Annotated in this window: 11 protein-coding genes, 1 tRNA gene and 2 rRNA genes; 13 read left to right on the forward strand and 1 reads right to left on the reverse strand. The window is 61.4% G+C overall.

The window, feature by feature from the left end; translation table 11 throughout:
* Positions 1 to 271 precede the first annotated feature (271 nt).
* The 11 genes from RJ527_10875 (at position 272) to RJ527_10925 (ending at position 12,504) form a co-directional block, all read left to right on the forward strand.
* Positions 272 to 3,016: ribosomal RNA gene (locus tag RJ527_10875) — 23S ribosomal RNA — on the forward strand.
* A gap of 127 nt (positions 3,017 to 3,143) precedes the next feature.
* Positions 3,144 to 3,258: ribosomal RNA gene (rrf, locus tag RJ527_10880) — 5S ribosomal RNA — on the forward strand.
* A gap of 105 nt (positions 3,259 to 3,363) precedes the next feature.
* Positions 3,364 to 3,440 (forward strand) — tRNA-Met (locus RJ527_10885).
* A 335-nt stretch (positions 3,441 to 3,775) separates the two neighbouring features.
* Positions 3,776 to 4,756 (forward strand): HlyD family efflux transporter periplasmic adaptor subunit, encoded by a 981-nt coding sequence (locus RJ527_10890; GenBank protein WND74546.1) that lies wholly within the window; start codon positions 3,776 to 3,778, stop codon positions 4,754 to 4,756.
* Positions 4,756 to 7,488, forward strand: coding sequence for a ribosome-associated ATPase/putative transporter RbbA (rbbA, locus tag RJ527_10895; protein WND74547.1), 2,733 nt, complete (start codon positions 4,756 to 4,758; stop codon positions 7,486 to 7,488). The genes RJ527_10890 and rbbA overlap by 1 nt, the downstream gene beginning before the upstream one ends.
* A gap of 3 nt (positions 7,489 to 7,491) precedes the next feature.
* Positions 7,492 to 8,616, forward strand: coding sequence for an ABC transporter permease (locus tag RJ527_10900; protein ID WND74548.1), 1,125 nt, complete (start codon positions 7,492 to 7,494; stop codon positions 8,614 to 8,616).
* A gap of 229 nt (positions 8,617 to 8,845) precedes the next feature.
* Positions 8,846 to 9,811 carry a multicopper oxidase domain-containing protein gene (locus RJ527_10905; protein WND74549.1) on the forward strand — a complete coding sequence of 322 codons (966 nt, stop codon included), beginning with the start codon at positions 8,846 to 8,848 and terminating at the stop codon, positions 9,809 to 9,811.
* Positions 9,812 to 9,828: 17 nt separating this feature from the next.
* The gene (locus RJ527_10910; GenBank protein ID WND74550.1) at positions 9,829 to 10,530 is read left to right on the forward strand and encodes a hypothetical protein; all 702 of its coding nucleotides are present in this window, start codon (positions 9,829 to 9,831) and stop codon (positions 10,528 to 10,530) included.
* Entirely contained in the window at positions 10,527 to 10,892 is a 366-nt protein-coding gene (locus RJ527_10915) for a cytochrome c (GenBank protein WND74551.1), read from the forward strand. Before RJ527_10910 ends, RJ527_10915 begins: the two co-directional genes overlap by 4 nt.
* Before the next feature lie 11 nt (positions 10,893 to 10,903).
* Positions 10,904 to 11,935: a multicopper oxidase domain-containing protein gene (locus RJ527_10920; protein WND74552.1), complete on the forward strand. Its 1,032-nt coding sequence runs from the start codon at positions 10,904 to 10,906 to the stop codon at positions 11,933 to 11,935.
* A 173-nt stretch (positions 11,936 to 12,108) separates the two neighbouring features.
* Positions 12,109 to 12,504: an Rrf2 family transcriptional regulator gene (locus RJ527_10925; GenBank protein WND74553.1), complete on the forward strand. Its 396-nt coding sequence runs from the start codon at positions 12,109 to 12,111 to the stop codon at positions 12,502 to 12,504.
* 18 nt (positions 12,505 to 12,522) lie between these two features.
* Here the strand turns inward: RJ527_10925 and RJ527_10930 are convergent, their stop codons facing one another.
* A complete protein-coding gene (locus RJ527_10930; GenBank protein WND74554.1) occupies positions 12,523 to 13,371 on the reverse strand; it encodes a LysR family transcriptional regulator in 849 nt (282 codons plus the stop codon).
* Between the two features lie 168 nt (positions 13,372 to 13,539).
* Between RJ527_10930 and RJ527_10935 the strand changes: the two genes are divergently transcribed.
* Complete coding sequence (locus RJ527_10935) at positions 13,540 to 14,190, forward strand: superoxide dismutase (protein WND74555.1); 651 nt, start codon at positions 13,540 to 13,542, stop codon at positions 14,188 to 14,190.
* On the forward strand, positions 14,187 to 14,522 hold the full coding sequence (locus RJ527_10940; protein WND74556.1) for a hypothetical protein: 336 nt from the start codon (positions 14,187 to 14,189) through the stop codon (positions 14,520 to 14,522). Before RJ527_10935 ends, RJ527_10940 begins: the two co-directional genes overlap by 4 nt.
* The last annotated feature ends 1 nt before the right edge of the window (position 14,523 follow it).

Genomic DNA, 14,523 nt, shown 5'->3' on the forward strand with positions numbered 1-14,523 from the left:
TCCGTAGGTGCGGCAATACCGAATATTTTGGTCTGGCAAGTTTTGAATACCGCGGGCCGGTTGAGGTCTGGGGTTCCTGCACGGGGCCCCGTTCTGAGACCGGTTCGAGTTGAGTATCGAGTTTTCCCGTATGTATCCGTAAGGACGCGGTTCCTGACGGCATGAGGCACACAAAAGGCTCATGTTGGAAGGGGATTGCGGAAGACGCGGAACGGTCTGCCTTGCTTCGGCGAGGGGGTCCGGTCGGCTTATTCATGCGTATGGGGGACGTTCTCAAGTGTGACAAGAGCATCTGGTGGATGCCTTGGCGTCAAGAGGCGATGAAAGACGTGGCACTCTGCGATAAGCTTCGGGGAGGGGAGAGCACCCTTTGATCCGGAGATCTCTGAATGGGGCAACCCACCGCTTTAGCGGTATCGCATACTGAATACATAGGTATGCGAGGCAAACCCGGCGAAGTGAAACATCTCAGTAGCCGGAGGAAAGGACATCAACCGAGACTCCGTTAGTAGTGGCGAGCGAACGCGGACCAGGCCAGTGGCTGGATTGTAAGAACCGGAACCTTCTGGAAAGTAGGGCCATAGCGGGTGATAGCCCCGTACGGGTAGAAAGCAGTTCAGTCCTCGAGTAGGGCGGGACACGTGAAATCCTGTCTGAAATTGGGGGGACCACCCTCCAAGCCTAAGTACTCCTTGACGACCGATAGTGAACCAGTACCGTGAGGGAAAGGTGAAAAGCACCCCGACGAGGGGAGTGAAAGAGACCTGAAACCGGATGCTTACAAGCAGTGGGAGCCTCCTTGAGGGGTGACCGCGTACCTTTTGTATAATGGGTCAGCGAGTTGATTTTGCGAGCAAGCTTAAGCCGTTAGGTGTAGGCGGAGCGAAAGCGAGTGTTAATAGCGCGACGTAGTTCGTAGGATCAGACCCGAAACCCGGTGATCTAGCCATGAGCAGGTTGAAGGCGGGGTAACACCCGCTGGAGGACCGAACCCACCTATGTTGAAAAATGGGGGGATGACTTGTGGTTAGGGGTGAAAGGCCAATCAAACCGGGTAATAGCTGGTTCTCCGCGAAAACTATTTAGGTAGTGCGTCACGTATTACCGCCGGGGGTAGAGCACTGGATGGGCTAGGGGTCCCCACAGGATTACCAAACCTAACCAAACTCCGAATACCGGTGAGTAGAGCGTGGCAGACAGACTGTGGGTGCTAAGGTCCATGGTCGAAAGGGAAACAGCCCAGACCGCCAGCTAAGGTCCCTAAGTCATGGCTAAGTGGGAAAGGATGTGGGAAGGCCAAGACAACCAGGAGGTTGGCTTAGAAGCAGCCATCCTTTAAAGAAAGCGTAACAGCTCACTGGTCTAGTTAAGCCGTCCTGCGCCGAAGATGTATCGGGGCTAAAGCCATGCACCGAAGCTGCGGACTTCTCTTCGGAGGAGTGGTAGCGGAGCGTTCCGTAGGCCTGCGAAGGTGATCCGTGAGGATTGCTGGAGGTATCGGAAGTGAGAATGCTGACATGAGTAGCGACAAAGAGTGTGAGAGACACTCTCGCCGTAAGTCCAAGGGTTCCTCGGCAAGGCTAATCCGCCGAGGGTGAGCCGGCTCCTAAGGCGAGGCCGAAAGGCGTAGTCGATGGGAACCTGGTTAATATTCCAGGGCCTGGCGGAGGTGACGAATGGTGGAAGTAGTTCCGGCTTATTGGATTGTCGGGGCTGCGAAGCCGTTCCAGGAAATAACCCCGCCGTATAGACCGTACCCCAAACCGACACAGGTGGACTGGTAGAGCATACCAAGGCGCTTGAGAGAACGATGTTGAAGGAACTCGGCAAATTGCACCCGTAACTTCGGGATAAGGGTGACCCGTCTTTGGGCAACCAGGGGCGGGTGGCACAGACCAGGGGGTGGCGACTGTTTACTAAAAACACAGGGCTCTGCGAAGCCGCAAGGCGACGTATAGGGTCTGACGCCTGCCCGGTGCCGGAAGGTTAAGAGGAGAGGTGAGAGCTTTGAATCGAAGCCCCGGTAAACGGCGGCCGTAACTATAACGGTCCTAAGGTAGCGAAATTCCTTGTCGGGTAAGTTCCGACCTGCACGAATGGCGTAACGACTTCCCCACTGTCTCCAACATCGACTCAGCGAAATTGAACTCTCCGTGAAGATGCGGAGTACCCGCGGTTAGACGGAAAGACCCCGTGCACCTTTACTACAGCTTCAGAGTGGTATTAGGGAATGACTATGTAGGATAGGTGGGAGGCTATGAAGCATCGGCGTCAGCTGGTGTGGAGCCATCCTTGAAATACCACCTTTTTGTTCTCTGATATCTAACCGCGGCCCATGAACCTGGGTCCGGGACCCTCTGTGGCGGGTAGTTTGACTGGGGCGGTCGCCTCCTAAAGAGTAACGGAGGCGCGCGATGGTGGGCTCAAGCCGGTCGGACATCGGCTGTTGAGTGCAATGGCATAAGCCCGCCTGACTGCGAGAGCGACGGTTCGAGCAGAGACGAAAGTCGGTCATAGTGATCCGGTGGTCCCGCGTGGAAGGGCCATCGCTCAACGGATAAAAGGTACGCCGGGGATAACAGGCTGATCGCCGCCAAGAGTCCATATCGACGCGGCGGTTTGGCACCTCGATGTCGGCTCATCACATCCTGGGGCTGGAGCAGGTCCCAAGGGTTCGGCTGTTCGCCGATTAAAGTGGTACGTGAGCTGGGTTTAGAACGTCGTGAGACAGTTCGGTCCCTATCTGCCGTGGGTGTTCGAGACTTGAGAGGATCTGCCCCTAGTACGAGAGGACCGGGGTGGACGGACCTCTGGTGGACCTGTTGTGGCGCCAGCCGCATAGCAGGGTAGCTAAGTCCGGCCGGGATAACCGCTGAAAGCATCTAAGCGGGAAACCCTCCTCAAAACCAGGTCTCGCTTGAGAGCCGTGGAAGACCACCACGTTGATAGGCCGGGTGTGGAAGCGCAGTAATGTGTGAAGCTGACCGGTACTAATGGCTCGATTGATCTTGAGAACCCCTCCATACGTATGGATAAGCAAAACCCATACAGGGGAAACCGATACTCGGTATTCCCGACTTGCCAGACTGTTCTTGGAATATGCCCAACGAATATAACGAATATGCGCGAACCCGGTTTGACGACCTGGTGGTTATGGCGGAAGTGCCCCACCCGATCCCATCCCGAACTCGGCCGTGAAAGCTTCCAGCGCTGATGGTACTGCGTCTTAAGGCGTGGGAGAGTAGGTCGCCGCCAGGTCTTCAAACCGGGTTCCACCCAATTCCTCTTCATAATCTCCCGCGCAACCGCGCGGACCATTCCAGGCGCCGCAGGCGTCCCAGCACAGACAGTGCTATTCGGTGACGCGGGGTGGAGCAGCCCGGTAGCTCGTCAGGCTCATAACCTGAAGGTCGCAGGTTCAAATCCTGCCCCCGCAACCAAAACAAAAACGCCCTAACCTCATAAGGTTATGGGCGTTTTTGTTTGGCTAAACCCCAACCACCAAAATCCAGGGGTCAACCTATGGAAAGCAGGTGGAAGCAAGAACCGCCAAGGTTCTGCATGGAAAACCGGCGAAACCATGCGGCTTCGATGCGTTGATGGAGAAGGCCGCCGCATATGCATGTCGGTATGGTCACGGCGTATTTCGTCATGGACTATGCGAAATTGATCATCGGTGAGACCATATAATCGATGGCGACGATCTTATCGCCGCCTGGGCGCAGGTCTCTGTGTCCAGGGACCAGCAGGAAAAAAGAGAAAGAGATAAGTCGGAATGAATTCTAGAAAAATCCTGATAGCCGGCGCGGTGATTGTCGCCGTCGCAATTGGCGGTGGTTTCTTCTGGTGGCAGCAACACCAAAGCGATCTGCCCGAAGGGTTCAGCCGCGCCAATGGGCGGATCGAGGCGAAGCGGGTCGATGTCGCGCTGAAATTCGGCGGGCGGATCGCCGAGGTTCTGGTCGAAGAGGGGCAGATGGTTGCCGCCGGGGCCGTGGTCGCGCGTGTCGATGCGTCCGAGCTTGAGGCGGAGGTTCGCGCCGCCGAGGCGGCAACCCGGCAGGCGGTTCAGGAACTGGCGCAAGCCAAGGCCCTGTTCTCCCAGCGGGAAGGGGAACTGGCGCTCGCCAAATCCGAACTGAAGCGAACGGAGCTGCTGGCCAAACGTGGATTTGCGACGGGGGAAATACTGGACCAGCGCCGTTCCCAGGAAATCACCGCCTCCGCGGCCCTCAACACCGCCCGCGCGCAGATCGCCTCGGCAGAGGCGGCGATTGAGGCATCGGAAGCCAAGACCGCCGCCCTGAAGGCGAATCTCGCCGACCATACCCTGATCGCGCCACGGCGCGGGCGGGTGCAATACCGCCTGGCGGAGCCCGGGGAAATCCTCGCCGCCGGCGGCAAGGTCGTCACCTTGCTCGACCTGACGGACGTCTACATGGATGTCTATCTGCCCACGGACGACGCGGGCCGCCTGCGCTTTGGCGCCGAAGCACGGCTTATTCTTGATGCCGCCCCGCAATACGTGATCCCGGCGACGGTAACCTTCGTCGCGTCCGAGGCGCAGTTCACGCCAAAATACGTCGAGACCAAGAGCGAACGCGAGAAACTGACGTTCCGCGTGAAGTTGCAGATCCCGGCGGAGGTTCTCGGCAAGTATCAGGACGTCGTGAAAACCGGTGTGCCCGGGGTGGCGATTGTCCGCGTTTCGCCGGCGGTGGAATGGCCGGGGACGCTGGCCGTGAACCTGCCTTGATGACGGCGCCGGCCGATCCGGCCGCCGTCCTGAACGGCGTCACGCACCGCTATGGGGCGGTGGCGGCCCTTGACGATGTGTCGGTTTCGATCCCCGCCGGCCGGATGGTTGGCCTGATCGGGCCGGACGGTGTCGGCAAGTCGACGTTTCTGGCGCTGATCGCCGGGGTGCGCCGCCTGCAAACGGGCACCGTCACGGCGCTTGGCGGATCGATGGGCGACCAGAGGCACCGCGACGCGGTCTGCCCGCGCATCGCCTACATGCCGCAGGGGTTGGGCCGCAATCTCTACCCGACGCTTTCGGTCTTTGAAAACATCGATTTCTTCGGACGGCTTTACGGCCAGTCGGAACACGAACGCCGCACACGCATCGCCCACCTGCTGCAAAGCACCGGACTTGACCCGTTCGCGGACCGTCCCGCGGGCAAGCTGTCCGGCGGCATGAAACAGAAACTCTCCCTGTGTTGCGCGTTGATCCATGACCCCGATTTGCTGATCCTCGACGAACCGACAACCGGCGTCGACCCGTTGTCGCGTCAGCAGTTCTGGAAACTGATCGACCGCATCCGTGCGCGCCGTCCGGGCATGAGCGTGATCACCGCGACCGCCTATATGTCGGAGGCCGAGCGGTTCGACGATCTGATCGCCATGAATGCCGGAAGGATCCTTGCCGTCGGCGCGCCGGACACCCTGATGGCCGCCGCCGGCGCCGATACGTTGGAAGCCGCGTTCATTGCCCTTCTGCCCGAAGAAGACCGGCGCGGACATCGGGCGGTCACCCTGCCGCCACGCCCCCCGCAGGACGGCCCGCCCGCCATCGAGGCACAGGACCTGACCATGCGCTTCGGCAATTTCACGGCCGTCGACAATGTCAGTTTCCGCATTGAACCAGGCGAGATTTTCGGATTTCTCGGATCGAACGGCTGCGGCAAGACCACGACCATGAAGATGCTGACCGGCCTGCTGACCGCGAGCGAAGGCGAGGCCCGGTTGTTCGGGAAATCGGTCGGCAGCGACGGCATGGCGATGCGCCGGCGCGTCGGCTACATGTCGCAATCCTTTTCGCTTTATTCCGAACTTTCGGTGCGCCAGAATCTGTTCCTGCATGCGGACCTGTTCCACATCAAGGGTGATCGCCGCCGGGCCCGTGTCGACGAACTGATCGACCGCTTCGACTTGCGCGACGTGGCCGACGCCACGCCCGGAAGCCTGCCGCTGGGCGTGCGCCAGCGTCTGCAATTGGCCGTCGCGGTGCTGCATGAACCGGAAATGCTGATCCTTGACGAACCGACCTCGGGCGTCGATCCGATCGCGCGTGACGCGTTCTGGGAATTGCTGATCGAATTGTCGCGCAAGGACGGGGTGACGATCTTCATCTCCACCCATTTCATGAACGAAGCGGAGCGTTGCGACCGTATTTCGCTGATGCACGCCGGAAAGGTTCTGGCGCAGGGGACACCCGACGGTCTGCGCGCGCAGCGAAACGCTCCCTCGCTTGAGGCGGCGTTCATCGGATTTCTGGCGGACGCCGGCGCGGAAGACGCCTCCGCCGGGCGCGGGCTGGCCCTTCCGGCAACGGCGGCGCCGCACGATGCGGGTTCCAACTGGATCTTCGCCGCCCGCATCTGGGCGTTCGCGCGGCGCGAGGCCATGGAAATCCTGCGCGACCCAATTCGACTGACCTTTGCCCTGGCCGGCCCGATCGTCCTGATGCTGGCGATGGGGTTCGGCATTACGTTCGATGTCGAAAACCTGTCCTACGCCGCCCTGGATCAGGACCAGTCCCGCGAAAGCCGCATGTTTCTCAACGCGATGTCGAGTTCGCGCTATTTCGACGAACGGCCCCCGATTGCCGATTTCGCCGAATTGGACCGCCGGATGAAGGCGGGCGACATCTCTCTCGCCGTTGTCATTCCTCCTGGGTATGGCCGCGATCTCCTGGCGGGCCGCACCCCGCAAATCGGTGCCTGGCTGGACGGATCGAACACCACGCGGGCGGAAACGGGGCGCGGCTACGTGCAGGGCGTGCTGTATGCCCATCTGGCCGATGTGTCGATGCAGGAAACCGCCGTGGTTCCCCGCTACTACCCGGCAACGGTCGAACCTCGGTTTCGTTATAATCAGGCATTCCGGTCGCAATACGCGATTCCGCCGGGCGTTCTGATGATGTTGCTGATCATGATTCCCGCCATGCTGACGGCGCTCGGCGTCGTGCGGGAAAAGGAAATGGGATCGATCCTCAATCTCTATGCCGCCCCGGCCCGGAAAATAGAATTCCTGCTTGGCAAGCAACTGCCCTATGTCGGTGTCGCGCTGGTCAGTTTCATCAGCCTTGTGACGCTGATGCTGACGGTGTTCGGCATCGGTATGCCGGGCGGCGTTCTTGCCCTGGTGTCGGGCGCGGTGCTTTATGCGATGGCGGCCACGGCCTTCGGTCTCGTCGTGTCGACCTTTGTCCGCTCGCAGATCGCCGCGATCTTCGCGACGGCGATTATCGTCACGATCCCGACGGTCAATTTTTCCGGGATGATGTATCCGGTGTCGACGCTGGAAGGGGGGGCGGCGATCATCGGAAAGGTCTTTCCGGCGCTCTATTTTCAGAAAATCAGCGCCGGCGTTTTCAACAAGGGGCTCGACATCGCGGTTCTATATCCCAACCACCTGATTCTGGCCGGGTTCTGTCTCCTTTTTTTGGGGATCGCGACGGCGTTGCTGCGCAAGCAGGAGGCCTGAACCATGCAGAAGATTTCCAACATCTATCGGCTGGGCGTGAAGGAACTGTTCAGCCTGATGCGCGATCCGGTCCTGATGGGGCTGATCTTCTATACCTTCACCTTCGCCATCTACACCGTCGCCAACGGGGTGCAGACGGAATTGCACAATGCCTCCATCGCCATTGTCGACGAGGACCGCACGGGCTTGTCAAACCGCATCACAGGCGCCTTCCTGCCGCCCTACTTCAAAACGCCCGAGGTGATCGATCTGCATGCGGTTGACGCGGGCATGGATGCCGGCCGGTACACATTCGTGCTGGATATCCCCCCGGGATTCGAGGCGGACGTGCTGGCCGGGCGGGGGCCGGCGATTCAGCTGAACGTCGACGCGACGGCGATGACGATTGCGGGCAACGGCGCGACCTATATCTCCAGCATCATCAATGCCGAACTTCTGAAGTTCGTCAGCCGGTCCGGCGGCGTCGCGGCGCTGCCGGTCGATCTACAGACACGGGCGAAGTACAATCCCAACCTGAACTCTTCGTGGTTCATGGCGGTGATGCAGATCATCAACAACCTGACGATCCTCGCGATCATCCTCAGCGGAGCCGCGGTCATCCGGGAACGCGAGCACGGAACCCTGGAGCACCTTCTGGTGATGCCGGTTGCGTCGGGGGAAATCATGCTGGCCAAGATCTGGGCGAACGGGTTGGTCATCGTCCTGGCGGCGGTGCTGTCGCTGCACTTCGTCGTTCAGGGTCTGCTCGGCGTTCCCATCGTCGGGTCGGTCATCCTGTTTGCGCTTGGTTCCGCCGTCTATCTGTTCGCCGTCACCGCGATGGGCATCACGCTGTCCACCGTCGCGACCACGATGCCCCAGTTCGGGTTGCTGTCCATTCCGGTATTCGTCGTGATGAACCTGCTGTCCGGCGGGGTCACGCCGTTGGAAAGCATGCCGCCGGCGTTGCAGACCGCGGTGCAGGTTCTGCCCTCGACCCATTTCATCAAGTTCGCGCAGGCGGTTCTGTACCGCGGGGCAGGGATCGAGATCGTCTGGCCGGAACTGCTGATGACCGCCGGCATCGGCGGGGCGTTCTTTGCCTTCGGCCTGGCCCGGTTCCGGGCGACGCTGGCCGCCGCCAGATAGGGGCCGCGTCCCGCCGGGCGCCGCGACTTCCCGTTCCTGAAATGCGTGCCGCGAATTGAGATGGCCGCGCGCCCCCGCATTCAAAACAGCATGCCCGCAAGCCATTGGGGGCAGGCGGGCATTATTCGCGCGCTTTCCGGTACGGGAAAGCCGCATAACATGTATTTGACATCCATGAAAACGAAGGCTATTTAACATGTGTAAATAAAACATCTTTATGGAGGTATCTATGAATCATCTGCGTAACAACACCCCCCGTGCCTGGGTTCTTGGGTTGGCCGCGGCCGGGCTGCTTTCTGCGATCTCCGCGCCCGCCGCCGCCAAGACGGTGAAAGTCGACATCCCCGTCATCGAAAAAGAACTGCCGATCGACAACAAGGGCACGACGCAACGCATGTGGACCTTCGGCGGCACCGTGCCCGGCCCGCTGGTCCGCGTGACGGAGGGGGACGAGATCGATTTCACGCTCCTCAATCAGAAGACCAACAAGAACAGCCATTCCATGGATTTTCACGCCGCGGTCGTCGACGTCCTGGATGAGTTCTCGGAAGTCCGCCCCGGCGACACCAAGCAGTTTACGTTCAAGGCGAACCATCCCGGCGTCTTCATCTATCACTGCGGCGCCAGTTCCATGGCCGAGCATATTTCGCGCGGCATGTACGGCGTGATCATCGTCGATCCCAAGGAAGGCTATTCGGACGCCTATCCCAAGCCGGACCGCGAATACGTCCTGGTCCACGGCGATCTGTTTCAGGACGGCACCAGCGCCCAGGACCGGGCGATGAACAAGCAATGGGTCGGCACGCTGGTGAACGGCAAGCTGTTCCACTACGACCCGGTGCACGATCCCAACGCGGCCCTGACCCTGGAAGCCAAACCCGGCGAGCGTGTCCGCATCTTCTTCGTCAACGCGATGATCAACGAAGCGGCGGCGTTTCATCCGATCGCCGGCATCTGGGACCGGGTGTGGGACAACGGCAATCCGAAGAATATCCGCTACAGCCTGCAAACGGCGGAAGTGCCGCCGGCCCACGCCATGACCTTCGACATCGTTCCGCCGGCCGACCGTGCAACCAATAACGCCATTGTCGATCACCGGATGAAGCATGCTCTCAACGGCGCGATCTCCGTTCTGATGAACTTCAAGGACGCGAACCCGGACAAGGGCAAAAACGGCAATCTCATTCTGCGCTGAGAACAGGAGTTCCCCCCATGCGAAAGGTTATCGCACTCGGCGGCGCGGCCCTGATGACCGCGCTGTCCGTTACCTCGGCCCCGGCGGCCGAGGCGCCGGCGAAGATCCAAAAAGAGTGTGCGGTGTGCCATCAGATGTCAGGGCCGGCGAGCCCCGATCTGGCGGCGCGTCAGACCCGGAAGGGGCCGCCTCTTTTCTTCGCCGGAAACAAGTTCCGCCGGGACTGGCTGGAAACCTGGTTGCAGAAGCCCACCCGCATCCGGCCGGCGGGGGACTTCGCCCCCGACCATGCGGCCAAGGGGCCGGAGGGGGACGCCGTTGACGCGGCGTCCCTGTCCGACCACCCGGCGGTCGATGCGCCGGCGGCGAAGGAGATCGCGGACTACCTGATGACCCTGACACCGAATACGGCCCTCTTGGCGAAAGAGGACTACACCCCCGGCCGCGTGTCGGCCCGGATCGGGGCCATGGACTTCGTCAAGTTCAAGGGCTGTAGCGGCTGTCACAAGGATACGCCCAAGTACGGGGGCTTTTCCGGCCCCGAACTCCATACCGCGTGGCAGCGCCTCCAGCCGCCGTTCATCGTGTCTTACATCCGCGATCCGGCGGCCTGGGAGCCTCGGACCCTGATGCCGAACAAGCATCTGAACACGGCCGGGATTCACAAGCTGGCCAATTACCTGCGGACCATCGGCGAAAAACCGGAGAAGGCGAAATGAACAAGCTTTTCATACTGGCTGTCTTTCTGTGCGGATCGATCCTTTATCCGCGGCCGGCGCCGGCCGCCGACGCGGCGCACGGCAAGACGCTTTACCGGGTCTACTGCACCCAGTGCCACGGCCTGTCCGGCGACGGAAAGGGAATCAACGCCCCTCAGCTTTCTGTTCAGCCGCGCAATCACCGGGACCGGGCGGAAATGTCGGCCCGCACCGACGACGACCTGTTCAAGGCGATCAAGGAAGGCGGCCAGGCGGTCAACAAGTCGATCCTGATGCCCAACTGGGACGGCAACATGACCGATGACGAAATCCACGACGTGGTCGCCTACCTGCGCGCGCTTTGCTGCGCCGGCGCCAAATAGGAGAACGTGACATGCAAAGATCAGGACTGCTCATCCTCGCCCTGGCGCTGGGGGGCCTGTTGCCCGCCGGGGCCTGGGCCGAGGCCCGCCATTTCGACATGACGATCGAGGAAGTAACCGTCGATGTCGCGCCGGGCCTGAAATACAAGGTCTGGGCCTACAACGGACAGGTCCCGGGCCCGTTGCTGCGGGTCAAGGAAGGGGACGATGTCGAGGTCACGGTGACCAACAACACGACCCTCAGCCATACCATTCACTGGCACGGCATGTACCAGACCAACAGCTGGCGCAGCGACGGCGTGCCTAATGTGACGCAAAAGGCGGTCGAGCCGGGCGAGAGCTTCACCTATCGCTTCACCGCCGACAAGGTGGGTACCCTTTGGTACCACTGCCACGTCAACGTGCCCGAACACGTGGGCCTGCGCGCCATGTGGGGCCCCTTCATCATCGACCCGAAGGAGCCGATTCCCATCGAAAAGGAAGTCACCAAGGACGCCATCCTGATGTTTTCCGGCTGGAACCCCGAGGTCGCCCAGGAATACGGCAAGGGCGGGGTGCCTGGTGAGCCGATCACGTATTTCTCGATCAACGGCAAGTCCTTCCCGACGACGCAGCCGCTCCGGGTCAAGAAGGGCGACGTCCTGCGTCTGCGCCTGATCGCGGCCACGCTCGATGTGGCGTTCCACCCGCACGGTCATGACATGCTGGTCACCCACAAGGACGGTCTGCCGTTGGCCTCGCCCTATGCGGCGGATGTCATTCACCTGAGCCCCGGCGAGCGTTACGACGTCATCATGCGCATGGACAATCCGGGCCGCTGGATCGCCCACGACCATATCGAGCATCATACCTCCAACAACGGCAAGGCGCCGGGCGGATCGGTCCTGGTCATCGAATACGAAGGCGTCAAAACCGACGACTGGTACGTCTGGAAGGACAAGAAATACGACGCCGATTTCTATTATTCGGAAAGCATGACCAAGGGGCCGGGGATCCACGACGTTCCCGAACATGAAGGCACGTTTCCGGAGCTTCGCCGCTGACCGTCTTTGATCCGTGGCATGCCATCGGCCGAACGGCGGCGCCGGGTGCGGGACACCCGGCGCCGCCCAAAGGCGTCCGTGCCCCGGTGGACGGCGGGTGTTGCGAGTGGCGGCGTCCTCTTGTGTGATCTATAATCCGGCGCATGCATTTAAGCCGCCATTCAGATTATTCCTTGCGTGTTCTTCTGTATCTTGCGGCGCGTCCCGACGAACGGGGCACGCTGTCGAAGATCGCGGCCTATTTCAACATCTCGCACGAACATCTGCGCAAGGTCGTCCATGAACTGGGCAAGGCCGGGTTCATCAATACCTTCCAGGGCAAGGGCGGCGGCATGGAGCTTGCCCGCCCGCCGGACCAGATCAATGTCGGCGCTGTCTTGGCGCGGCTTGAGGGGGGCGCCCCCTTGATCGACTGCGCCGCCATCGAATGCCGTCTGTCGCCGTTCTGCTCTCTCAGCAACGCCCTTGCCGAGGCGCAGAAGGCCTTTTTCGAAAGCCTCGGGCGGCACACCTTGGCGGACCTCATCTCCAGCAAGGACATGGTCCAAAAGCTGATCGCCGTGGAGTGACGGCGCGGCGCCGGGGCGTCAGGCGGCTTCCGCGGCGACCCGGCGAATGCCGTCAAGCGCCGGTTCCAACAGGTGCGTGTCCGCGTCTCTGGAATAGACCAGATAGGCGGGCAGCGGGAAGGTCGGCGCGTCGAGCAGCCGGTGCAACTGCCCGTCCTGCAGATAGGGCTGTACCAGGCGGATCGGAAAATACCCGGACCCGCCGAACTGCAATACATGTTGCAGGCCGAGCCAGCCGATATTGGCGGTGATCCCCGCCCCCACGAATTCGGGGAACCGCGCATTGTGTTTGGCGTAGAATTCAGGCCCCCAGTCGACATAGACATAATCGGCATCCGGTTCCGCCCGCGCCGTCGGCCGGCTCGAAACCATGACCAGGCTTTCCGCCATCAGGGCCTCGACCGTCAGGCCTGGGCGGCTTTGCGGCGTGTACATGACGCCGATATCGAGGCGCCCTTCGATCAATCCTTGCATGAGCTCCGCCTCGAACCCGATCTCCGCGCGGACCGAGATGTCGGGGGCGCTTCGGCGCATCAGCGGCAGCCAGCGGAGCAGCAGACGTTCCCACAGCCCGAACCGCCCCCCCACCGTGAGCGACGCCCGGTAGCCCCTGGAAATGCCGACGTCCTGGCGCGCGTGTTCGACCGTGCGCACAAGAACGGCCGCGTGTTTCTGGAACTGGTGCCCGGCCGGGGTCAGGGCCGTCCCGGCCTTGTTGCGCACGAACAGTTTGCAGCCCAGCTGTTCCTCCAGGGAATGGATGCGGGCACTGACCGTGGATTGGGTGACGTGCAGGCGGTCGGCCGCGCCGATGAAATTGCCGGCGTCGATGACGGTGAGAAAGGTGCGGGCGAGTTCGGTATCCACGGGGGGCCTGATCATGTGCTAAAATTATATCGGTGATATCGATTTAATCGGCAAAATTTAATCGTTTGCAAGATATAAAAGTCAAGTCGTACCTTTTCCTGACCAACGCACAAGCGCACGGCGGAATCGGTCCCGGAAACGGGCCGGTCCGCGAAAGGGAACGACTCCATGCAGCTTACCCATTCCAGCCTTCCGTACGCCTATGACGCGTTGGAGCCGCATATCTCGCGCGCGACCCTGGAGGCCCATCACGGACGTCACCACCGCGCCTATGTGGAAAAGGCCAAGACGTTGGCCAAGGAACTCCGCATGGACGACATGCCGCTGGAACAGATCATCCAGTTCGCGTCCCGCAACGGCCATCAGAAGGGACTTCTGAACAACGCGGCGCAGGCGTGGAATCACGCGTTTTTCTGGCGCTGCCTGCATCCCGACGGCGGCGGCCGCCCGGCGGGGGATCTCGCGGACCGCATCGACGCCACGTTCGGCGGTTACGACGCCTTTCTCAAGGAATTCACCGCCGCCGCCCTGGGTGTGTTCGGCAGCGGCTGGGTTTGGCTGGTCATCGACGGTCCCGGGCTGGCGATCATGGATACCCCCAATGGCGAGACGCCGATCATGCGGGGCCTCTCGCCGCTGTTGACGCTCGATGTCTGGGAGCACGCCTATTACCTCGATTATCAGAACCGGCGCCCCGACTACGTGGCGACGATCATGGAACATTTGGTCAACTGGGGGTTCGCGGCGCAGAATTTGGCGCGGCCGCGCGCGGCGGCAAGCGCCGCCGATCCTCAGACCTGGAACAGCGCCGGGGGATGACGATGGTGCCGTCGGACATTCGATTCTGGTTCGGCTATTTCTTCATCGGCCCGCCCGCGTCGGGAAGGCTGCATCGCATGCTGGGCCTGGATGCCCGTCCCCGCGAGGCGTCGAACGGCGACCACCGCTGCGAGGTCATTCCCTTCCCCGGCGCGGCCCGTGTGACCCCGCCGCCCGCCAGGTCATTCCGTCCGGTCTGGAACCGCGCCCGGCGGAATGCCGAAATGATCTGGAGCCACCCGAAGACGCAGGGGGCTTTCGTCGTCCAACGGCTGGTCGCGATCACTCTTGCGGTCACCCTGGCGTCTCTGTTCGAACGGATATGTGAGTAGG

This window comes from Thalassospiraceae bacterium LMO-SO8 (assembly GCA_031655335.1).
Classification (GTDB): domain Bacteria; phylum Pseudomonadota; class Alphaproteobacteria; order Rhodospirillales; family Casp-alpha2; genus UBA1479.